The sequence below is a fragment of the Paenibacillus diazotrophicus genome (genome assembly GCF_042610465.1).
On record NZ_JBGJZN010000003.1, the window covers coordinates 306,902 to 329,139 of the forward strand.

The 22,238-nt window shown below is 52.1% G+C and carries 19 protein-coding genes; 8 read left to right on the forward strand and 11 right to left on the reverse strand.

Annotation, left to right across the window (positions count from 1 at the left end; all coding sequences use genetic code 11):
- Window positions 1-51: 51 nt before the first annotated feature.
- Window positions 52-1,029: a LacI family DNA-binding transcriptional regulator gene (locus ACAN54_RS15575; RefSeq protein ID WP_379156717.1), complete on the reverse strand. Its 978-nt coding sequence runs from the start codon at window positions 1,027-1,029 to the stop codon at window positions 52-54.
- 251 nt (window positions 1,030-1,280) lie between these two features.
- Between ACAN54_RS15575 and ACAN54_RS15580 the strand changes: the two genes are divergently transcribed.
- Window positions 1,281-4,247: an ABC transporter substrate binding protein gene (locus tag ACAN54_RS15580; protein ID WP_379156720.1), complete on the forward strand. Its 2,967-nt coding sequence runs from the start codon at window positions 1,281-1,283 to the stop codon at window positions 4,245-4,247.
- A gap of 132 nt (window positions 4,248-4,379) precedes the next feature.
- On the opposite strand, the gene ACAN54_RS15585 is transcribed toward ACAN54_RS15580, so the two are convergent.
- Both ACAN54_RS15585 and ACAN54_RS15590 read right to left on the reverse strand, forming a co-directional pair.
- Window positions 4,380-4,763, reverse strand: coding sequence for a RidA family protein (locus ACAN54_RS15585; RefSeq protein ID WP_379156723.1), 384 nt, complete (start codon window positions 4,761-4,763; stop codon window positions 4,380-4,382).
- Between the two features lie 143 nt (window positions 4,764-4,906).
- Window positions 4,907-5,614 (reverse strand): Crp/Fnr family transcriptional regulator, encoded by a 708-nt coding sequence (locus ACAN54_RS15590; RefSeq protein ID WP_379156726.1) that lies wholly within the window; start codon window positions 5,612-5,614, stop codon window positions 4,907-4,909.
- 141 nt (window positions 5,615-5,755) lie between these two features.
- Here ACAN54_RS15590 and hcp point away from each other — a divergent pair, with 141 nt between their 5' ends.
- Complete coding sequence (hcp, locus tag ACAN54_RS15595; RefSeq protein ID WP_379156730.1) at window positions 5,756-7,408, forward strand: hydroxylamine reductase; 1,653 nt, start codon at window positions 5,756-5,758, stop codon at window positions 7,406-7,408.
- A 264-nt stretch (window positions 7,409-7,672) separates the two neighbouring features.
- Here the strand turns inward: hcp and ACAN54_RS15600 are convergent, their stop codons facing one another.
- Both ACAN54_RS15600 and ACAN54_RS15605 read right to left on the reverse strand, forming a co-directional pair.
- Window positions 7,673-8,647, reverse strand: a complete 975-nt coding sequence (locus ACAN54_RS15600) for an aldo/keto reductase (protein WP_379156733.1) — start codon at window positions 8,645-8,647, stop codon at window positions 7,673-7,675.
- 40 nt (window positions 8,648-8,687) lie between these two features.
- Entirely contained in the window at window positions 8,688-9,593 is a 906-nt protein-coding gene (locus ACAN54_RS15605) for a LysR family transcriptional regulator (RefSeq protein ID WP_379156736.1), read from the reverse strand.
- A gap of 95 nt (window positions 9,594-9,688) precedes the next feature.
- Between ACAN54_RS15605 and ACAN54_RS15610 the strand changes: the two genes are divergently transcribed.
- Window positions 9,689-10,582 carry a DMT family transporter gene (locus ACAN54_RS15610; RefSeq protein ID WP_379156740.1) on the forward strand — a complete coding sequence of 298 codons (894 nt, stop codon included), beginning with the start codon at window positions 9,689-9,691 and terminating at the stop codon, window positions 10,580-10,582.
- A 15-nt stretch (window positions 10,583-10,597) separates the two neighbouring features.
- Complete coding sequence (locus tag ACAN54_RS15615) at window positions 10,598-11,200, forward strand: flavin reductase family protein (RefSeq protein ID WP_379156743.1); 603 nt, start codon at window positions 10,598-10,600, stop codon at window positions 11,198-11,200.
- A 93-nt stretch (window positions 11,201-11,293) separates the two neighbouring features.
- On the opposite strand, the gene ACAN54_RS15620 is transcribed toward ACAN54_RS15615, so the two are convergent.
- Together ACAN54_RS15620 and ACAN54_RS15625 are read right to left on the reverse strand one after the other, a co-directional pair.
- Window positions 11,294-13,180 carry a flagellar assembly protein A gene (locus tag ACAN54_RS15620; protein ID WP_379156746.1) on the reverse strand — a complete coding sequence of 629 codons (1,887 nt, stop codon included), beginning with the start codon at window positions 13,178-13,180 and terminating at the stop codon, window positions 11,294-11,296.
- 465 nt (window positions 13,181-13,645) lie between these two features.
- Window positions 13,646-14,746, reverse strand: coding sequence for an FUSC family protein (locus ACAN54_RS15625; RefSeq protein WP_379156749.1), 1,101 nt, complete (start codon window positions 14,744-14,746; stop codon window positions 13,646-13,648).
- Window positions 14,747-15,041: 295 nt separating this feature from the next.
- Here ACAN54_RS15625 and ACAN54_RS15630 point away from each other — a divergent pair, with 295 nt between their 5' ends.
- Genes ACAN54_RS15630 through ACAN54_RS15645 form a run of 4 tightly spaced genes read left to right on the forward strand, consistent with a single transcriptional unit; the run spans window position 15,042 to window position 18,856 of the window.
- Window positions 15,042-16,166 (forward strand): ABC transporter ATP-binding protein, encoded by a 1,125-nt coding sequence (locus ACAN54_RS15630; protein WP_379156752.1) that lies wholly within the window; start codon window positions 15,042-15,044, stop codon window positions 16,164-16,166.
- Complete coding sequence (locus ACAN54_RS15635) at window positions 16,156-16,959, forward strand: ABC transporter permease (protein ID WP_379156755.1); 804 nt, start codon at window positions 16,156-16,158, stop codon at window positions 16,957-16,959. Before ACAN54_RS15630 ends, ACAN54_RS15635 begins: the two co-directional genes overlap by 11 nt.
- A complete protein-coding gene (locus ACAN54_RS15640; protein WP_379156758.1) occupies window positions 16,959-17,786 on the forward strand; it encodes an ABC transporter permease in 828 nt (275 codons plus the stop codon). The genes ACAN54_RS15635 and ACAN54_RS15640 overlap by 1 nt, the downstream gene beginning before the upstream one ends.
- Window positions 17,783-18,856 carry an ABC transporter substrate-binding protein gene (locus ACAN54_RS15645; RefSeq protein ID WP_379156761.1) on the forward strand — a complete coding sequence of 358 codons (1,074 nt, stop codon included), beginning with the start codon at window positions 17,783-17,785 and terminating at the stop codon, window positions 18,854-18,856. Before ACAN54_RS15640 ends, ACAN54_RS15645 begins: the two co-directional genes overlap by 4 nt.
- Window positions 18,857-19,056: 200 nt before the next feature.
- Here ACAN54_RS15645 and ACAN54_RS15650 read toward each other — a convergent pair whose 3' ends face one another.
- The 4 genes from ACAN54_RS15650 to ACAN54_RS15665 all read right to left on the reverse strand — a co-directional run bounded on the left by ACAN54_RS15650 (window position 19,057) and on the right by ACAN54_RS15665 (window position 21,978).
- Window positions 19,057-19,386 (reverse strand): hypothetical protein, encoded by a 330-nt coding sequence (locus tag ACAN54_RS15650; RefSeq protein ID WP_379156766.1) that lies wholly within the window; start codon window positions 19,384-19,386, stop codon window positions 19,057-19,059.
- 70 nt (window positions 19,387-19,456) lie between these two features.
- A complete protein-coding gene (locus ACAN54_RS15655) occupies window positions 19,457-20,281 on the reverse strand; it encodes a class I SAM-dependent methyltransferase (protein WP_379156769.1) in 825 nt (274 codons plus the stop codon).
- Between the two features lie 144 nt (window positions 20,282-20,425).
- Window positions 20,426-21,265, reverse strand: coding sequence for a 1,4-dihydroxy-6-naphtoate synthase (locus ACAN54_RS15660; protein ID WP_379157520.1), 840 nt, complete (start codon window positions 21,263-21,265; stop codon window positions 20,426-20,428).
- 11 nt (window positions 21,266-21,276) lie between these two features.
- Window positions 21,277-21,978, reverse strand: a complete 702-nt coding sequence (locus tag ACAN54_RS15665) for a futalosine hydrolase (protein ID WP_379156772.1) — start codon at window positions 21,976-21,978, stop codon at window positions 21,277-21,279.
- Between the last annotated feature and the right edge of the window lie 260 nt (window positions 21,979-22,238).

Below are 22,238 nucleotides of genomic sequence, written 5' to 3' on the forward strand. Positions count from 1 at the left end.
TGAACTTCAGCCTGAATCATTTCTGCTCAAGCAGTTCGCATTCGTCTAACCTTACGTCGTGGCTCCTGCCGCGAGTTCTACCGGCAAAATATTCTCGGCAGCGACGGGGGCGCCTTCGACCTGCTTCACGATTAGTTCTACGGCGAGACGGCCCATCTCATCCATCGGCTGGCGGATGGATGAGATGGCGGGATGGAACAGGCTGCGCAGATCGATCCCGTCATAGCCGATAATCCGTACATCTCCAGGCACGCTGCGGCCGCTCTCCCGGCAGGCTTTCAGTGCATAGGCAGCAATGAGATCACTGCCGGCAAAGATGCCGTCGATTCCAGGATGCTCCCGGAAAAGCTGCTCCAGAAGCCTTTCATAAGCCTGGACATCGAAGCTGTTATCGTCTGTGTGCAGTGAGGTCTGCCACACGCCATGCTTCCGGGCCGTATCGGCAAAAGCCTCATACCGGAGGTGGGACAAGAGGTTCAGCTGAGGATGACCGCCGATATGGGCGAGCTGCCGGCAGCCCTTTTCTATTAATAAGGCGGTAGCCAGTTGTCCCCCGGCATAGTTGTCTGAGCAGACATAAGGGATATCCGGTGAGATCTGCCGGTCAAAGGTGACCAGGGGCAGATTCATTTGCCGGTAGGCTTCCACCTCTAGCGTATGACTTCCCATAATGATACCGTCGACCCGGCTTGCGCGCAGCATATCGATATATTCAAGCTCTTTGATTTTGTCTTGTTGGGAGTTGCAGAGCAGCAGCTTATATCCGTTCCTGTAGGCATGCTCCTCAATCCGGCTCGTTAATTCTCCGAAGAACGGCAGTGACACATGGGGAATAATCAGCCCGATAATATTGGATCTGGAACGGCTCAGTGAACGGGCAAGCTCATTGGGTCTGTAGTTCAGTTCCTCCATCGCGGTATGTACCTTTTTCTTCAGGGCATCGCTCAAGTAGCCCCTGCTGTTCAGCACCCGGGATACGGTAGTCACCGATACACCTGCTTTGAGGGCTACATCTTTTATGGTGGGCATGATAAGTTCTCCTGTCTAAGGGTTGCTGCTAATTTATTCTATCCCGTATGCCTTAAGCTGTCTAGAAAGCCTGGTTCTACTTCGCTGCCCTTTAATAAATGAAAATAATACATAAAGAGGGAAGCAGAAGCTAGCTAACGAATTAGTATATTGTCGAAACTCCTCGTTTTGTTGTGTGTTTTTATAAGGTTAAGGAGACCTGTTTTGGAGTAAGACGAAGACTTTGCGACAGATGCATGGGGGTAATACTAATGGGCGTAGGGAGATTACATCGCAAGGGTTTGCAGGGCTGGCTTGTGCCTTTGATTCTGTGTGTCATGCTGTGGGTGTTTCTGTATCCGTCATTTATTGCCAGGGCCGAGGATGCCCCTCCGAAGAATGTGTTGGTGCTTCACTCCTATCAGAAAGGTTTTGAATGGACGGATGAGCAGAGCGCGGGTATTGAAGAGACTCTGAAAGGTGCAAGCAATGTGCCTTTGATCTATACGGAGTATATGGACTGGAAAAGATACCCGAGTAAGGAAAATCTACAGAACCTGTACAATACAATCAAGTTAAAATACCAGAATACCCCTATCGATGCCATCATTACCACAGATGACGCCGCACTTAGCTTTGCTTTGAAATACCGACAGGAGCTCCTGCATAATGCGCCGATTATATTCAGTGGTGTCAATGAACGGGGGGTGGCCAGCATACCGGACAAGCATAACCTGACCGGTGTAATCGAACAGATCAATCCTACCCAAACGATACAAATGGCGCTGCATATTAATCCCCTAATCCGCAAGGTATATGTTGTATTTGACAACTCTGAAAGCGGACTGTCCACGGGCCAAATGGTTATGGATCAGATTGCCTCGCTCAACCGGGGTCTAGAGATCATTCCTATGAACCGGTTTTCCTTTGAACAGATTAAGCAAAAGGTCTCCACCCTTTCTTCAGACAGTATGGTGCTGATGACTACTTTTTTTAGTGATTCTACCGGTAGAATTATCGAATTGAACAGGTTTGCCAGCGAGCTAGCAAGCAGCAGCAGCGTACCGGTATACCATCTATATGATTTTGGACTGAACCATGGAGCTTTTGGCGGAAGCCTGATCAGCGGCAAAATCCAGGGCCGTACTTCCGCGAGCCTGGCACTGCGCATTCTTGAAGGTGAACGTGCCGACGAACTGCCGATCGTTAAGGATGGCACTAAGCGGAATGTGTTTGACTATAACCAGCTTCAGCATTTTGGTGTTTCCATAAATAAGCTGCCAGAGGGCAGCGAGATTATCAATAAGCCCTTTTCCTTCTATGAAACGTATAAAACACTGGTCCTAAGCATCATCGCGGCTTTCACCATATTGGTAGCCTTTATCCTGATCTTGTTGTTCTACGTCCAGCTGGTGAAACGGATCCGATGCAATCTGGAAAAAAGCAATGAGCGCTTCAGTCTCGCTGCCTATGGCTCGGATGCGGTGATCTGGGACGTGGATATGTCCACGATGATCTATTATTTCTCGGACAGCTGGTACGAACTACTGGGCTATGAACGAGATGAGATTAATGAGAGCCATGGGGGATGGCGGGATATTATCCATCCCGAGGACGCGGCGCAGCAGGAGAAGGCACGATCGCAGCATCTGGAGGGGCGTTCTTCCTATTATTATGCGGAATACCGGATGCGGAGCAAATCAGGGGAGTATAAATGGTTTCAGGCCCGGGGCAAGGTGCTGCGGAATGCAGCCGGCGGGTATGTCCGTTTTGCGGGATCGATGGTCGATATTACAGACCGGAAGGGTTATGAGAGCAAGCTGCAAATGAGTTATCAGGAGCTGGAGTCCACTTATGAGGAGCTTACGGCTCTGCAGGATGAACTTATGGAGCAGTATAAGAAGGCAGTGGAGAACCAGGAGCTACTGCAGGCCAGTGAAGAGAAATACCGTTTATTGGCCTATAACGATGTCTTGAGTGGGCTTCCGAACCGTCTGTCACTGTCGGAAGAGCTGGAGAATTTCATCGGAGAACAACCGGAAGGGCAAGCCGCACTCTTTTTTCTAGATATCGATAACTTTAAATATATCAACGACACCATGGGCCATACTTTAGGCGATCAGCTGCTGGTGAAGGCTGGTAAGCGGCTGCTGGAGTTGTCGGACGGACGGTGTATGCATTTCCGTTTTGGCGGGGATGAATTTGTCATTCTGATCAAGGATATTGCCGGTTATTCTGAGGTGATTTACTATGCAGAGTCGCTGGTTCAGGGCTTTGGTGAGCCTTTTGAGCTTAACGACAGCAGTGTGCATATCTCAATCAGTATGGGAATCGCCAGATATCCGGAGAACGGGACCAGTGCCGGGGAGCTGCTGAAGAATGCCGATATCGCGATGTACAAGGCGAAGGAGGAGGGCAAAGGCACCTATGTTCTGTATGGTGCGGAGATGCAGCGGCATTTTGATGAACGGATGATTGTGGAGCATTACTTAAGGAACGCGATTGCGAACAATGAGCTGTTGCTGCACTATCAGCCGCTTGTGGATACCGGTTCAGGCGACATTTGGGGCTTTGAGGCATTGATCCGCTGGAACAGTCCTGTACTTGGCTTCGTATCCCCACTGTCATTCATCACCATCGCTGAGGATTGCCGGCTGATTGTTCCGATTGGGGAATGGGTCCTGCGCACCGCCTGCCAGTTCACCAAGGAGCTGCATGCACAGGGCTTCGAAGGCTATCACATCTCGGTCAATATTTCAGTGATCCAGCTGATGCTGGATGACTTCACGGAAACGGTGCTGTCCATTCTCAGAGAAACCGGACTTGCACCGGAGTATCTGGAGCTGGAGATTACGGAGTCTATCTTTATGGAATCCTTCGAGGTGATCGGCTCCAAGCTGGAATCGCTGAAGCAGAAGGGGGTTGGTATTGCGCTGGACGACTTCGGGACAGGCTACTCCTCACTGAGTTATCTGAAACAGCTGCCGATTACCACACTGAAGATCGATAAGTCTTTTATCGACAGTATTGATTCACCGAACAACATGTCGCTGGTCAGCTCCATTGTCACCATCGGACATGATATGGGATTGAACGTGACCGCCGAAGGTGTAGAGACACAAGATCAGCTGTCTTTCCTGGAGCGTACAAGCTGTGACAAAATTCAAGGCTACTATATCAGCAGACCCATCCCCGAACAAGAGGTTGCCGCCTGGGTTGCCGCCAGAGATGTTGGCTAAAACTGAGCGGAATTTGAGGGGGTGTCTGAAACGTCAGTGGCCGGTTTACTCGGAAACAACGGCAGAAATACCGTTGTTTCCGAGCGTCGGTGGTTGGCACCCACCGGGGAGGAAAGTAACCGTTTCTTGTTTTTAGGGTGCAATAGCTTCCACTTCAATTTCAATCAGCAGATCGGGGTCGATCAGCGCTTGTACCTCAACCATTGTCGCAACAGGCTGGATATCCCTGAAAAATTCCCCATGAGCTTTTCCGAATTCCTCCCATTTGGAGATATCCGTAACGAACATTCTTGTTCTTACAACATTTGCGATGCCTGCGCCCAATTCGTCAAGCGCTTTCTCAATAATCTGGAGAATGAACTTGGCTTGTTCATACGGATTATCCTTGCCAACCACTTCCCCGTCCTTCATCGCTGTTGTTCCTGCCACTTCAATCCGGTTCCCAACCCGGATGGCCCGGCAGTACCCTACAGTCGATTCCCAAGGAGAGCCTGTAAACACCTGTTTTCGCTCCATAACAATTCGTCTCCATTCCAGGCAGGTTCTACATCTCAATAGCTTAAGAGTTGTGTAAGTATCTAGACTTAACCTCCGTCATTTTTGCCCATACCTAAGTTCTTTACCTCATTTTATATCCTCTGTATTTCAGTAGAACCTCTTCAGCCTCTACCTTCGGGTGCGGTGTCTACACTGTGAATGTAATCTTTCATCTGGACGATGTCCAGCAGAGCAATCTCCCTGCCTTTGAACTGAATCCAGCCCTGATCACGCAGAATCCCCATTTCACGGGACAGCGAAGGGCGTGCTGTATTTAAATGTTCGGCCCATTCTTTTCTGCTGAAAGGAAGCCGGAACTGATCGGAAGACTGCAGTTCAGCCTGCTCCAGCAGGAAATCGACAATCCGGCGCCGCAATGGTCCGGCAGACAGATTCTCAATCTTCCGGTTGACCAGCACGAGGCGCTCGGACAGGTTCTCAATGAAGCGGGTCAGCATGTCTGTATCTGCCGTGAACATGCGCAGCAGCTCCTGCTTGCTAATAAACATAATCGTGCAGGGGTCAGCGGCAGTTGCCGTGGCGGGAACGCTGTTGTTCTTGCGGAACAGCACAGCTTCACCAATAGTCTGACCTTGAGTCAAATGGGCGATGGTTACACTGCTGCCGGTGGGATGGTTCTTCTGAACTTCTACCCGTCCGGAGAGCACGATGCCCAGACGGTCGGCCGTATCTCCTTCCGCCAAGATTACGGCTTTCTTCGGATATTCGCTTACAGTGTAGATCATCTTGTGCAGCAGCGCTTCAATCTCCTCCACTGACCGTCCCCGAAACAGCAGACAGGCCTGCAACACAGCAGGGTTCGGGTTCATAGATTTCCTCCTGAATGGCAAGTATCCGGTAACATCTGTTACCGATTGTTCGACGAAAGTCTACTACAATTACTGGTAACTGTAAAGGCGGGATGAAGAGGTCCTGTTAAGGTTTCAATAACCCTTAAGGAGTGAAAGTGAATGAGCGAAATGTTCTGTTTTCAATGTCAGGAGGCGGCGAAGGGGTCGGGCTGCACGATTCAGGGAGTCTGCGGTAAAACCAGCGAGGTGGCTAATCTCCAGGATTTGCTGCTGTATACGCTCAAAGGCATTTCAATCTTTGCACGGCGGGGCCGTGAACTTGGGATCACCGATCCAGCTACGGAGAAATTCATGACCGGAAGCATGTTCGCCACGATCACCAATGCGAATTTCACCCCGGAGCATTTCACCGCAAGCATCAGGGAGGGTGTAGTGCTTCGTGACCAGTGGAGAGACAGACTGAAGCTGGCAGGGGCAGAGGTTGCCCTTTCCGGTCATGACGTAGCTCTCTGGGTTGCCGGTACGGACGAAGAACTGATGCTGAAGGCACAAGAGGTAGGTGTTCTTGCCACAGCGCATGAGGATATCCGTTCCCTGCGCGAGCTGCTGACCTATGGGCTGAAAGGGATGGCGGCCTATATGGAGCACGCGTCGGTGCTGGGGTATTATGAACCCGGTGCACAGGCTTTTATGGAAAAAGGTTTGGCAGCTGTGCTGGATGACTCCCTGAGCGGTGAGGAGTTAACAGCACTGGTTCTGGAGTGCGGGAAGCTAGGTGTAGCGGTGATGGCGCTGCTGGACCGGGCGAATACATCGACTTACGGCAATCCGGAGATCACCAAGGTGAACATCGGTGTGGGAACCCGTCCGGGGATTCTGATCAGCGGGCATGACCTGAAGGATATGGAGGCGCTGCTGAAGCAGACGGAAGGGACCGGAGTGGATGTGTACACACACAGCGAGATGCTGCCTGCCCACTATTATCCTGCTTTTAAAAAGTACAGCCATTTCGTAGGTAACTACGGTAACGCCTGGTGGAAGCAAACAGAGGAATTTGCGAGCTTTAACGGTCCGATTTTGATGACTACGAACTGTATTGTACCGCCTAAGGAGAGCTATATAAACCGTCTGTACACTACAGGCCATACCGGCTTCCCCGGAGTGCGGCATATTGCGGCTGATGAGAACGGAGTGAAAGATTTCTCTGCGGTCATTGAACAGGCCAAAGGCTGCGAGGCACCTACTGAAATCGAAACCGGAGAGATCGTCGGCGGCTTTGCTCATGCGGCGGTAATGAATGTGGCCGATCAGGTAGTAGAGGCGGTACAGAGCGGAGCGATCAAGCAGTTCTTCGTGATGGCAGGCTGCGACGGCCGGATGAAGAGCCGGAATTACTATACCGATTTTGCGGCTGAACTGCCGGGAGATACGGTGATCCTGACGGCGGGCTGCGCGAAGTACAAATACAATAAGCTGGAGCTTGGTGAAATCGGCGGGATTCCCCGCGTGCTGGATGCCGGACAATGTAACGACTCCTATTCTCTGGTCGTCATTGCGCTGAAGCTGAAGGAAGTATTCGGGCTGGATGACATCAATGATCTGCCGATTGCCTATAATATTGCCTGGTACGAGCAAAAGGCGGTCATTGTCCTTCTGGCTCTGCTGCATCTGGGTGTTAAGAATATTCACCTCGGTCCTACACTGCCGGCCTTCCTCTCCCCGAACGTGGCCAAGGTGCTGGTAGACAACTTTGGGATTAGCGGGATTACGACTGTACAAGAGGATATGGAGCGCTTCATCGCTGCAGTATAACGCGGAGGTCTTTTCCTGATATTAACAACCCTATATAGTCATGCCAAACAGCGATTCTCCGATCTGGGGAACCGCTGTTTGGCGTGTTTGATCTGCAGCCTCTCCAGGCGTTTGCCTCCATAGATAAGCAACGACTGGTGTACGCATCTAAGGGATACAGACGGGCTGTTAGCCCGACACTGTTCACCAAGCCCCTTCTAGGAAGGGTATAGCTATCCTTGTTATTCGGCCAGGCGGGAGCCCATTATTCCTATGCCGCTTCAGTTACGGCAGCCGATAGACAGCGAACGGCTCGCCGGTGCGGAAGGCATGGCTCGCTTCCTCGAGCTGGTCCAGGGTCTGCGCGTCCAGCGATACGTTGGTGCTGAGCAGGTTCTGCTGCAGCTGCTCTACCCGCGTAGCTCCGACGATTACGCTGGAGACAGCAGGTCTGTTCATCAGCCAGGCTAAAGAGAGTGCCGTGGGTGAGATGTCCAGCTTCTGAGCAATTAAACCTACTCTGTTCCCCAGCTCAACACGCCCGGGGGTCAGGAAACGGCTGAAGTTCGGATCAGTCTGCGCTCTGGAGCCGGCAGGCGCTGGACCGCTGCCGCCATATTTTCCGGTGAGAATACCTCCGGCAAGCGGGAAATAGGGGATGATGCCAATTCCCTGATCCAGACATAGGGGAAGCAGTTCGCTCTCCGGTGTGCGGTCGGCAAGCGAATAGCTTGTCTGAATGGAGACATACTTGACCAGATTGCGAGCTTCGCTGATGCCAAGCGCCTTCATAAGCTCCCAGGCTGCATAATTGGAAGCGCCGATGTAGCGGACCTTGCCTGCAGACACCATGTCATCCAGTGTTCGCAGGGTTTCTTCCAGCGGTGTGTAGGGATCAAAGGTGTGGATCTGATATAGATCCACATAGTCTGTCTTCAGCCGGCGCAGGCTGCCTTCCAGCTCCTGCATCAGATGGTGTCGTGAAGAGCCGCTTCCTCCGGGTCCTCCATGCACTGGCAGGCCCGCCTTGGTAGCCAGAACGGCATCTTGCCGTCTGCCCGCAAGCGCCATCCCGATTATCCGTTCTGATTCCGTTCCGGCATAAATATTGGCGGTATCTATAAAATTAATGCCCTGGTCCAGCGCGGCATGAACGATACCTATGGAGGTCTGCTGATCCGCCCGCTTGCCGAAAGAGTTGGTTCCCAAACCCAGCGCAGAGACCTGCAGCCCGCTGTGGCCCAAACGATTAAATTTCACTTTGCTTCACTCCTTTTTCATTCGATCTGCACAGCTATACTTACCCGGCCTCGATGGGAGGGGATTCAGTGGTCTCCGAACCCGAGGTTAGCCGCAGTGCGGTATCCATGAACAATCTGACGGCAATCGAAACCTCTGTAAGAGAGTTGACCGCGAGATGAATATCCCGGTAGGCATCGGGAGCAAGCTCCCGGATAATCACACCCGGAGGAAGCGAGAGCAGTGAAAGCTGGGACATCACGCCCACAGCCAGCCCTTCCTTCACCATACTCAGTGCAGTCATGTAGCTGTTGACCTCATATTTTACATTCAGCTTGCTGCCGCCTCTTTTGAATAAATCAACTACCGGAGGCTCGTACCCGGATCTGCAGATCAGCATCGGCTCATCTTCCAGGTCCTTCACGCATATGACATGCTTGTGCCGGAGCGGATGGTCATCCTGGAGCACAGCATACAGCTTCTCCCGAAAAAGCGGAACGCAGTCGAATTCATCTCCCGGCGGAATGATCAGCCCCACATCAATGATCCGGGCTTCCAGCCATTCCTTCACCTCGGCTACCGTTCCTTCGTACAGCCTGATCTCAATTTCGGGGTAGCTGGCGGCGATAGCACGAATGATCTTCGGCACCAGGTGGGCCGAGGCAACCGGAAATGCCCCGATCCGGATCAGCCCCTTCTCCAGCCCCTTCTCAGCGGCGATCTCCTGTTCTACCTTGTCATATCCGATCAGGATCTCCCGGAAAATAACAAGAATACGCTTGCCGATATCGGTCAGCATCAGCCCGTTGCGCCGGTCCCGCAGCAGCAGCTTCACAGCAAGCTCCGTCTCCAATGCGGAGATCGCCCGGCTGACTGCCGGCTGGGTCATATTCATTTCCAATCCGGCTTTGGTGAAGCTGCCGCTTTCGGCGATGCTGACAAACAAACGAATTTGAGTATTGTTCATATCAGTTTTGTTATGCCCCTTATGAGTATAATTCATTTCAATTATAACTAATTTTAATGTATCATTGGGTTGAAAATAGAACAAGAGGTGAATAAATGCATCAGCAGAGGAAAACCATAGCATTGCTTATCTTTCTGGTCATTGTCTGGGGCATCAATTGGCCTCTTTCCAAAATCGCTTTAAATTACGCCCCGCCGCTGTTGTTTGCCGGTATCCGCACCGTGATTGCCGGTGTAATTCTTATATGCGCTGCGCTTCCAAAGTGGGGAAAGCTTCAATTCAAGCGGCTGTGGCCCGTCTATCTGATCTCGGCTTTTTTAAGTATTGTCTTCTATTATGGCTTCCAGACCATTGGCCTGCAGTATGTGCCTTCCGGCCTGTTCTCGGCCATTGTCTTCCTGCAGCCGGTGCTGCTCGGCATCTTCGCCTGGATCTGGCTGGGGGAGAGCATGTACGGGCTGAAGCTGGCGGGTCTCCTGATGGGGTTCCTCGGCGTAGCCTCGCTTAGCATCGGCGGCTTTAACGGGAGCATCTCAGTCGAGGGAATTGTGCTCGCATTGGCCAGTGCGCTCAGCTGGGCGCTGGCTACGGTCTATACCAAACGCAATGCGGCGCGGGTAGATATGCTCTGGATGACCGCCATGCAGATTATGATCGGGGGCATCATTCTGCTGGCTGCAGGTTCAGTGACTGAGAGCTGGGCAGATATTACCTGGAATGCAGCTTTTATCTCGAACACTCTTTTTATCTCCATATTTGTGATTGCTCTGGGCTGGATGGTATATTTCAGCCTGATTAAGGAGGGGGAAGCTGGAAAAGTGGGCTCTTTCACCTTCCTGATCCCGCTCATCTCCATCGGTTCAAGCGTAGTGCTGCTGCATGAGCGGATTACCTTGAATCTGGTGATTGGCCTGCTGCTTATTGTCAGCAGCATTGTTCTGGTTAATGTTAGAATAAGCCGAAGACCCTTAAGACGTCCTACTCAATAACAGGAGGTGTGTACCGTGTATATCAAAGCTTCTGAACAAACAGCGCATGATAATTACAAGCTTCTGATCGGCAGTATTATCCCCCGTCCGATTGCCTTTGTCACTTCGATGAACGAGCAGGGCGTAGTGAACGCCGCGCCATTCAGCTTTTTTAATATTGTAAGTGATCAGCCACCAATGATTATGATCTCTTGTGTACGCAAGGCAAGCGGAGAGATGAAGCATACCGCAAGCAACATTCTGGGGAACGGAGAGTTCGTTGTGCATATCGTGGACGAGGAGAACGTTGCCGCCATTAATCATACTTCGATCAATGCACCTGAAGGCATCAGCGAGCTGGAGTTGGCTGGATTAACGTCAGTACCCGGGCAGATGATCCAGGTTCCGCGTATAGAGGAGTGCAGGATCGCCATGGAATGCCGTCTCGTACGTCATGTGGAGCTGGGGAACTGCGATATGTTGGTCGGTGAAGTGCTGTGTTTCTATATCGAGGATGAACTGATTCAGAGCGGGCGCATTGACGCTGCCAGGCTGAAGCCGGTCAGCCGTCTTGCCGGAGCTTCCTATGCGGCCATCGGCCGGACATTTGAGCTCGAAAGACCACAATTCGAATCCTGAACATTCATGAAAAGAGACCCTGAAGGATGCCGCGCGGCTCTGCAGGGTCTCTCTATTTCTTTTGGCAATTCATGCTGTATGTAGTGGACTGTGTTATTCAGTTGAAAGCGAGCCTGATTCTTTGCATTTTTGTTTCAGAATCTTGGCTGTAAACGTAGTATCCCCACCAGGTTCGGCAATCTCCAATGAATACCCGTCTATGGTTACCGATGCATTATGAATGGTGCTCGCTGTGATTTGCTGGCCTGCAACAAGGAGTGATCCGGGAAGGTGCTCTCCGCTGACATTCTGCGCGGTAATCGTTCCCTCAGCTTCCATAGTGGAGTCGGAACACAGGGAGCCATTCTTCACAAAATAAATATCGCCGCTGCAACAGAGCGTGCTCCGGCTTATTCCTTCACCATGAATATAAATAGCTCCACTGGATTTGATGATGCTGTTTTGTGCCCCCGAAATATCGATCCGCACGTTCTCCTCCTGCATAAGCGAGACTCCCTCAATAAGTTTATGAAGAAGACTCAGAAAAGAGCCTATTCCTGCATCGGTAATGAGATCGGAGAACTGTCCGGGTTTCAGGAAAATCCCCATCATATGTCTCAAAATTTTGGTATCCTGCGGGTAGTCAGGACTTATACCGGACAAAAATTCCCGCATGTCTCCGATTAGAAGAGGGAGATGATGATATTTGCTCTCCAGCAGCAGCATGACGACTAAGCCGTAGTTCACCGTCTGCATCGTTGACTCGACGGTCTCAGCAAGGTTCTTGGCTGCTTCTCTCAGACTGGAGACCTCTTGGATCAGCAGCTCGGAAAAGCGGCACAAATGGTGGTGTGCAGCACCGAAGGCCCCGGCATACAACTCGCTATCCACGGCCATGCCGCGGATAAATATACTGCCTGTTGCAGCAATTCTGGAGTTGTGAATGTCACCGTATATATATACATTCCCCAAGGCTTCAATAACCGTGTGCTTGTTCAGAGGATGTGCTGCAAATACATCACCCGCAAACCTGATGGTGGCAGCTTCTGGGGTATCACTCTGCGGAACCACATAGGTTTGGGGGAAATCAATCGTTTTCACAAATGTGCCATTTCCGGTAATCCGCGGTCTGCCTTTACATCGGGCAACGATCTGTCCGTCCGGAAGCAGCGCTGCATAGTGCCCGGTTATTAATGTAAGGTCCTGCGGAGGAGGCGGCGGCAGGACACCGCCGAACACGTTAAAGCCGGGAAGTCCCTCCTGGGGTGGCATCTTCTGTGCAAATACTTCGCCTTCTTGCACATTAATGAATGCCCCGCGGGGGTAATCCTCGTCAGCAAGGCCTGTCCCTTTGAATTCATTTTCTATTTTGTTCTGATGCAGCACCTCCAGCCTCGCATTTGTCCCAGGAACAGGAGCTTTGCCTTCGGCTATACAGACGGGAAGATAGGTAGGATTATTCAATTCTTCGTAAATAGCAGGGATATTGAGGGAGCCGATGAAGGAGCTTTTCTCAAAGCCTGCCATAATCTGCGCTATCGACAAGATAGATATCAAGGAATCGCGGTTCATTTCCGCACGTACAGTAACACTGGTTGAAGCCGGAGTGTTGACCAGGTTCCAGGCATATCTTTCAGCACGGTAAAGCGTAAAGTACACTTTGAGCTTATCATCGGATACGGTTATCTGATATTGCGGCTTCTCGCAAATCTCCCAGGTGAGATCATCTGCAGAAGTGATTGGAGTTGGCTCTGTGAGCAGTTGTCCATTGAGCTTGAGTACTACGGGATGGACAGCAGAGATAACAGCCGGCATGCCGCCAGACAGAGGAGGTGTAATGAAGATTTGGTTGTTCTGGATAATGATGACGCCATTCTTAGCTCTGTCTGTTCCGCCAATCGTCTGTGCATCCACAGAATAAAGATCCATGAGATTAGGCTTCCCAAGAAGCATGGAAGCAATGAACTCGTTCCGTGAACGATCGATAATCTGCTGCGGCATTCTCGTAACCTCACTTTTCGCATAATCAATGGATCTGTACAGAAAAGAACATCATGGAGTCAAGCTGCGATATCTTGGGATAGCAGGGCCAAATGGCGTCTTTATTGGCGTCCTGGCAACCGTAATGCAGCAGCAGGATATACTCTCAGGCCTATGGTTTTGCGTTCCGTATTTTCAAACTGTAACGTGATAGAGGAAGTCGACTATAATCGACATAAATGGTGATAATTGGCACTGTATGTAATGAGAACTTCTGCAAACAACATTAATTCTAGTACTTTAGTAGCAAATTTTCAACTGGAATAATTGTTTTGCACTATATAAAACGAAAAACGTTGTTATTTGTTGTTTTAATGTAAATTAAATCTATTTAAGGTATTCAATATTTATTGAATTCTGAATTCAGCGGGAAATTGAGGCGGGATAATGGTGGGATTCTCCTGAAAAAAAGGGACACTCCCAAGCCTAAAGCTTCTGGGAGAGTCCCTTTTGGATAAAGCGCATAGCGCGGGTAGCCTCAGCCTTACTATTCTGCGGTGCAGCTGACATCATTACGTAATCAGCCTGTTCAATTTCCTCCAGCACCCGGTTCAGGTGGGAGAAGACTGCCCCAAGATCCCGGATGGAGGTCAATGAGCATTGCCCCTGCAGCTCCGAAAAGCAGGCTAACTGAAGGTCGCGGGCCCGGCGAAGCAACTCGGGCAGCGAATGCTGGCTTTCGGCATCCGAGAGAGTCTTGGTGCCGTAGAGCGCAATGCAGTCTGCGGTGGCGGTTACGATCTCCGCCATCCAGTCGGAGGCAGCGTGATGTGTAGGCAGCAGCGCAATCTCTGAGCTGATTTCTTTGACATAGGAGTGGATTTGTCTGAGATGTGCGGTGGACTGTGTCAGTCCGCGGAGATCGTTGCGGCAATGATAATGCGTTAAGGTATAGTGCAGTTCTTTCTGCTGCTGCTCGCTCCTCTCCAGCAGCGAGGCGGAACGTGACAGCGTAGCCGAGGCCTGAGGCGCTCCCCGTCCACCACCTGCCAGGTTGCTTAACGCGTCTGCCAGCAACAGACTGCCTTCGAATGCCAAGCCTTTAACCTTGACGAACGCCTTGGGCGGCACGATAATCATATTGATGATTAGAGCTACTATTACACCGATCAGCGTTTCGGCGACCCGCCACTCGATATAGTGATCATGATAGAAGGTAAGCGCCAGAACAGAGGTTACGCCGACCTGGGAGATAGCTTGGATGTTGATCCGGCAGGCTGTGGCGACTCCGATGCCAATCAGCAGCATCAGCAGAATGGAGAGTGCGCCAACATCAAAGAACCGGCCCACAATCAAGCTCACGATTCCGCCGAGCACAACGCCGGTCATCCGGTAGATGCCCTTTTCCAAGGAAGCCTTGACGCTTCCCTGAGTGATCAGAATCGCAGCCAGTGGAGCGAAATATAAGTATCTGTCCCCATATAGGGTATGAACCGTCAGCCAGGATAGTGACGCAGCCAGGGTAACGCGTATCATATATAAAGACAGGCCGAATTTCTCCAGGCGGTCCTGTAATCCTTCATTCATGGTGGTCATCCTCTTTCAGGTTTATGAGAAAAAATGAAATGACTTTCAGCCGTTTTCATTATAGCACCGCAAAACAGGCCCGGAGAGCCTTAGTTTTTACGATCTTGTTAAGTTTCCGGTGTGATTTTTATCAGTGTAGGCTATCGCATATATAGGACATATCCTATATGCTGTATATTATGGAGGTATGTCGAAGAATGGGTGGTCTTGTCGCTTACTCGCGCTGAGCATGCCACTTCGATTGTCCCCCGCAAGAAGCGGGTAAAATAGGTTGTATTACATAAGGTAAGGGAGGTTGTTAGCTATAGCTACCCCGGAAGGCACTATTATTTCTTTTGACCAGGTAGTCAAACAATACGATGACGAAGAGCCGGTGTTAAAAGGCGTCAGCTTCGAGATCGAACGCGGCAAGTTCTATACCCTGCTCGGTCCCTCGGGCTGCGGCAAGACGACTATTCTGCGGTTGATCGCCGGCTTTGCGGAGCCCACGGAAGGCTCCATCGTTCTCAATGGCCAATTAATCAACCACATTCCCGCCAATGAACGTCAGGTTAATACGGTTTTTCAGGACTATGCCCTGTTTCCGCACCTGAACGTATTCGAGAATGTGGCCTTCGGACTGCACATTAAGAAGCTTAAGAAGGATGTAATCACGCAAAAGGTGCAGGAAGCGCTGCGTTTTGTGAACCTCGTAGGCTACGATCAGCGCGCTATTAATGAGATGTCCGGCGGACAAAGACAACGTGTGGCGATTGCCCGTGCTATCGTCAATGAGCCGCAGGTGCTGCTGCTGGATGAGCCGCTGTCCGCGCTGGACCTGAAGCTCCGCACAGAGATGCAGTATATCCTGCGGGAAATGCAGCAGCGGCTGGGCATTACCTTTATTTTCGTGACCCATGATCAGGAGGAAGCACTCGCGATGTCGGACTGGATCTTCGTCATGAACGGCGGACGGATCGAACAGAGCGGTACGCCTAATGACATTTATGATGAGCCGATCAACCGTTTCGTAGCCGATTTCATCGGGGAGTCCAATATTGTGCCTGGCGTGATGATTGACGATTACCTGGTGGAGTGGGGCGGACAGCGGTTTGAATGTGTCGATGCAGGGCTCAAACGGAATGAGGCCGTAGAGATAGTGATTCGTCCTGAGGATCTGGAAATCGCCACGCTTGAGCAGGGCAAGCTGCGTGTGCGCGTGGATTCCCAGCTGTTCAGGGGGGTCCATTATGAGATCAGCTGTTATGATGAATCCGGCCATGAATGGCTGGTCCATTCCACGCGTAAGGCAGAGGTAGGCAGCGAAATCGGGCTTTATTTTGACCCGGAAGCCATTCATGTCATGCGTTTCGGTGAAACGGAGGAAGAATTCGACAAACGTCTGGAAGCGTACGGCGAGGTGGAAAGTCATGAACAGTAAGAGCCGGTCGTATGTCCTCATCCCTTATTACTTGTGGATCGCGCTGTTTGTTATTGCGCCGGTGCTGCTGGTCATCTATTATTCCCTGTTTGATCTGGACGGGCATCTTACTCTGGATAATTACATTAATTTCTTTACGCCGGTATACATGCGGATGATGCTTAACTCCTTCTGGTATGCATTCTTGATCACGGTGTTCTCGCTTCTGGTTGCTTATCCGGCAGCCTATCTGCTCACACGGACCAAGCATAAGCAGTTGTGGCTGCTGCTGATCATTCTTCCCACATGGATTAATCTGCTGCTGAAGACGTATGCGTTCATCGGTATCTTTGGCACTTTTGGGCCGGTTAATAATTTCTTTGACCTGCTAGGGATCGGGGAACAGCAGATTCTGTTCACGGGATTCAGCTTTGTGTTTGTGTCGGTGTATATCTTTATTCCGTTCATGATCCTGCCGATCTTCAGCGCTCTGGAGGATCTGAATTTGTCGCTGGTGGATGCTGCGCGCGATTTGGGGGCATCCGGATGGACAACCTTCCGGCGGGTGATTTTCCCGCTAACGATCTCTGGAGTGCGTTCCGGCTGCATGGCGGTGTTCATTCCGGCACTGTCGCTGTTCATGATTACACGCCTTATCGCTGGCAACCGTGTCATTACACTGGGTACCGCGATTGAACAGCATTTTCTGGTCACACAGGACTGGGGCATGGGTTCAACGGTTGCCGTCTTCCTGATCGTCATTATGGCGCTGTTCATGGTGCTGACAGGCGGCTCACGGAAAGGGGTGCGCTAGTGAGGAATAAAAACGGATTTGCCAACCTGTATCTGGTGCTGGTCTTCGCCGTGCTCTATGCGCCGATTCTGTACCTGATGTATTATTCGTTCAATAGCGGCGGCACAATGCATGAATTCGAAGGCTTCACGCTGGACTATTACCGTGAAGTCCTTCAGGATACCCGGCTGATGATTATTGTCATCAACACCCTGGTGATTGCGCTGCTGTCTTCGGCGATTGCTACGCTGATTGCAATTATCGGCGCACTGGCCATCCAGCGTGTCCGCAGCCGCCGTGCCAAAAACACCCTGCTCTCACTGAACAATGTGTTAATCGTTAGTCCCGATGTTATTATTGGGGCCTCGTTCCTCATCCTGTTCACTATTGTAGGCGTTAAGCTCGGCTTCACGTCTGTCCTGCTCTCGCATGTGGCATTCAGCGTGCCGATTGCTGTGCTGATGATTCTGCCGCACCTGCAGGATATGAGCCCGACGCTGACTGACGCCGCCCGCGATCTGGGGGCCAGCCGCCGTGATGTGCTGACAAAGGTCATTCTGCCGATTATTAAGCCGGGGATCTTTAGCGGATTTTTCATGGCTTTGACGTATTCATTGGATGATTTTGCGGTGACCTTCTTCGTCACTGGCAATGGATATTCCACACTGTCGGTGGAAATCTACTCCCGGGCCCGGCAAGGCGTATCTCTGTCGATCAATGCGCTTTCGACGCTGATCTTCCTCTTTACCATCCTATTGGTGACCGGGTATTACTTCCTCAATCGCCGCAAAAACCGCCCGGCCGCTCCGCTCGCGGGGCCTGCCGCCGAAATGGGGGTACCTAGATGAAGCAGTTGGTAAATGCTTTTCTGGCGATTCTTATCGTAGCCTTCGGACTAATGTTCCTTGCATCCCGGCTGAACTCAGCCGAAGGGTATTCCGGAGGGAATACGCTGACCATCTACAACTGGGGCGATTATATTGAGCCAGAGCTGCTGGAGCAGTTCGAGAAAGAAACCGGAATCACGGTCATCTACCAGACCTTTGATTCTAATGAAGCCATGCTGACCAAGGTCGAGCAGGGCGGCACGAACTTCGATGTTGTGGTCCCGTCCGACTACGCCATTGCCAAAATGCGCGAGGAGAACCTGCTGCTGCCGCTGGATAAAAGCAAGATTCCCAATCTGGCCAACATCGATTCGCGGTTCATGGATTTGTCGTTCGATCCTGGTAATAAATATTCCGTTCCCTACTTCTGGGGCACGGTCGGTATTATTTTCAATCCGGACATGACCAAGGGCATGGATTTCAGCACATGGGATTCCCTCTGGGACAGCCGGCTGAAGAATAATATATTCCTCGTGGATGGCGCCCGTGAGGTCATGGGCATGGCGCTGAACAGCATGCATTATTCGGTCAACGACCAGAATGAGGAGCATCTGCAGGAGGCCCTGTCCAAACTGAACAGGCTCTCGCCTAACGTGAAGGCCATTGTCGGGGATGAGATCAAAATGCTCCTGGCCAATGAAGAAGCAGCCGTCGGTATCGTATGGTCCGGGGATGCCTCCGAAATTATGGACGAGAACGATAAGCTGGACTATGTGGTTCCCGAGGAAGGTTCGAACAAATGGTTCGATAACATGGTCATTCCGCGTAAGGCAGCCAACGTGGAAGGGGCGCATAAGTTCATCAACTTCATGCTCCGGCCCGACGTGGCAGCCAAAAATGCGGAGTATGTCGGCTACTCTACTCCTAACGTCCCTGCACTGAAGCTGCTTCCCGAGGAGATCTCCGGGGATACCCGCTTCTACCCGCCCGCCGAAATCACCGACCGGCTGGAGGTCTATGACAATCTCGGCAAGCGGATGCTGGCCCACTATAACGAGTTGTTCCTGCGGTTCAAGATGAATAAGAAGTGAGTGGCAGAAGGAATAGGCCACTGCACAACTCGGCAGCACGCAGCAACATATTTCTTAAAAAAGCGCCTGACGCGGCACTTCGCGTCAGGCTTTTTCTGTGGAGCAAAAGCTGTAACCATGGAGAGTAAATAATGCTGAGGTTATCTTTGGCTGAATGATATGCGTGACTCACAAGCTCCCACTACACATACTGATTAAACTTACATCATCGTAGGCAAAGAAATTACATGATAGCCCATGGCGAACAGGAACGTTTCACGGTTGAGCTCGCTGCAGTATTTCTGCCTGTCCATATCACGCACATGTGAAGCATACCCTTTGATCTCGATGAGCAGCTTCACATATCGGGGCATCCAGGCGAAGTCGGCAAAATAGGTTCTTCCCCGCCAATCTGTCACCTCGTATTCGGGATGCAACCCCTGTAAAGTTACCCCTAAGCGACCACCAGACATTACGAAGGAATAAGATTTCAGCGTGTAAATGACCTCTTTCCAGCCGTCCCCGCCATTTTCCCGCAGGTCTAGATCCACTCTTCCCGGAAAAATAGAAAACGCCCCGGCTTCCCCTGGAGGGAAACCGGGACGTTCTTCGTCTCACCGGCTACTTGATCGCGACCCTCATCCGGTAGCTGACCAGTACAGGCAGGGTTCGTCCCTGGAAATATTGCTCCACCATTGCAGAGAAATCCGTAATGTCTTTTGCGAGGGCGGCGGGAGCGAGCTTCAGTACGGTTTGGATTCCGCCTTGACTGAGCGTAAGTCCGATATATCGATGTGCATCACAGTTATCCGTGTTATGAAAAACAATTTCACGCGCATAGGAGAACGCCCCGCTGGCTTTTATTCTGGCCAGGTGGCCTTCTTTGTTCCATTTATGCGCCTGTTCCGCTGCGGGCTGAAGCTCGGACAACAGATGATCTGCAGCTGCGATCAACTGATTGTAGCGGGCTTCAATATCCGGCTGCAGCACCAGTGGCCAATCACAGTCATAGGCAGCGAATACTCCGCCCGGGCGCAAACAGCGGGAGATCTCCTGAAGCGTGCTGGACGGGTCCATCCAGTGGAACGACTGCGAGCAAGTGATGATGTCTACACTGCAGGGCGAAAAAGGAAGTTGGTTAGAGTACCCCTGGACAAAGAATATGGCATCTGCCCCGCTGCCCAGAAGATCCAGCTTCTCCAGCGCTTTGCCAAGCATATCGGGGTTCGGCTCCACTCCGGTTACGGTATCTGCCGCATCCTTCCACAAAAAGGTAGACAGTCCGCTTCCACAGCCCACGTCAGCAACCCTTGAAGGCCTGCGGCCCAAGTAACGGGTCAGCAGCTCAGTCACGAGAGGCGGGGCCTCGGGGCGGTAGCGGTCGTAATCGTCCTGATACCCCGAGAACCGTTCAATATTAGGCTTGCTGTTGCCGGCAGGGATCATATCATATCCTCCTCGTTTTTCTTGATCTTTTTTTTATTGTAAATAGCTGTGAAGCTCGATTAGGGTCGTCAGGCTATAAAATAAGCCAGCTTCCGGAGCACAAGTATGCGCACCGGAAGCCGGCAGGAGTTATTGGTCCGCACGCTACCGCAGCAGCGCGGGATTAACCGCAGGGACTAAACCTTCGGCGGCGGCGCGGTTCAAGAGGGCGGAGATAGCAGCATAACCGTCATCACCGAGGTTCATCGTGAACTCATTAACATAGAGATCAATATGTGATTTAGCAACTTCCGGAGACAGCTCCTGGGCATGGTCCAGCACGTAGTCTCTGGAATCGGTTGGGTGATCCCATGCATATTGCAGCGAGCTGCGGATCCATCCGGTAATGGCCTCGTGGTCGAGGTCGCGGCGGGCGATAATCGCACCGAGCGGTATCGGGAGTCCGGTGTCGCTCTCCCACCAGCTGCCCAGGTCGGTCAGCAGGTTAAGATCATAGGACGGGTAGGTGAAGCGGGCTTCATGAATAACCAGTCCGGCATCGATTATGCCGCTTTGTACTGCAGGCATGATCTCGTCGAATGGCAGGACGATAATCTCAGCAGGTCCGGATGGCACCTGCTGTGCCGCCCATAGCCGGAACAGCAGATAGGCGGTCGAGCGCTCACTGGGAACGGCGATACGGCGTCCCGACAGCTCACGCGGATGCTTGATGGCGCCAGCACCCTTGCGGGTCAGAACCAGCGGGCCGCAGCCCCGGCCAAGCGCGCCGCCGCAGGGCAGCAGCTTATACTTCTCCAGCACGTAGGGAAGGGCGGCGTAGGAGATTTTGAGTACCTCGGGTCCGGCGCCGTCGGCAGCCAGGCCATTGGTGATATCAATGTCGGCAAAAGTTACATTCAGCTTGGGTGCACCCGGGACGAGGCCGTGGGCCCAGGCATGAAACACAAAAGTATCATTAGGACAAGGGGAATAGGCGATATTCAGCTCTGTAGTCATTACAGTACCTCCAATAAAATAGCCGCCGCCGCTGTAAGCGCGTCTAGGGCTTCATTGATCTTCCACGCGGCCCGGTCGCGCGGGCCGACTGGGTTCGAGATCGCGCGCAGCTCCAGCGCCGCGATCCCCAGTGCCTGGGCAGCCACGGCAACCCCGTGGCCTTCCATCGCTTCCGCCGCCGCCTCCGGATGGCGGGCGGCCAGAGCGGCGGCCGTCCCGGCGGTGCCGGTCGCCGTTGACACGGTAAGCACGATTCCCGTGCTTACCGTAAGACCGGCCGCTGCCAGCGCGGCCGAGACCGCCTGCACCGTGCCGCTGTCGGCCGGCACGGACACGCTGCCGAAGCCGAGCTCGGCAGCGCTGCGGAAGCCCTCCGGCGTCTCTGCGCCGAGGGCCGCGTCAAGCATCTCGCTGGCGACGACCAGCGAGCCTACGGGCGCACGGCCCGGGAAGCCGCCGCCGATCCCGGCGCTGATGACGCAGCCGTAGCTTCCGGCTGCCAGAGCAGCGGCAGTTCCTGCCGCCGCCGCGGCGGTGCCGGCGCCCGCCGCGATGACATGGAACCTGCTGCTGCCCTTCAAGCCGCGCAGGACCGCATCCCGCTCTGCCGCAACCGCTGTCACGATCAGGATGCGAAGTGCGTGAGGCAGATGCCCTGCTTCACCGTGCGGGCCGGGAGCTTGTCTATCCAATGCTTCCATCATTCAGCCTCCTTCTATAATAAATAACTGTTGCTATATGCATAAGTTCAGCAGATCAATAGCAGCTTAACCTTAGAGCAATCTCAGAGCAATCCTTAGGACAGCTCCAAGAAAAGTCCCTAAGGTTTAATCCGGCTTTTCCAAGGAAAAGGATACGCCGTTTTTAGAGGCAGGTCAAACGGCCGTGATATATTTATTGCAGAAGGTGTTGACAATAGATGAGTCATGTATTATATTTATCTTAACTTAAAGATGTTTAA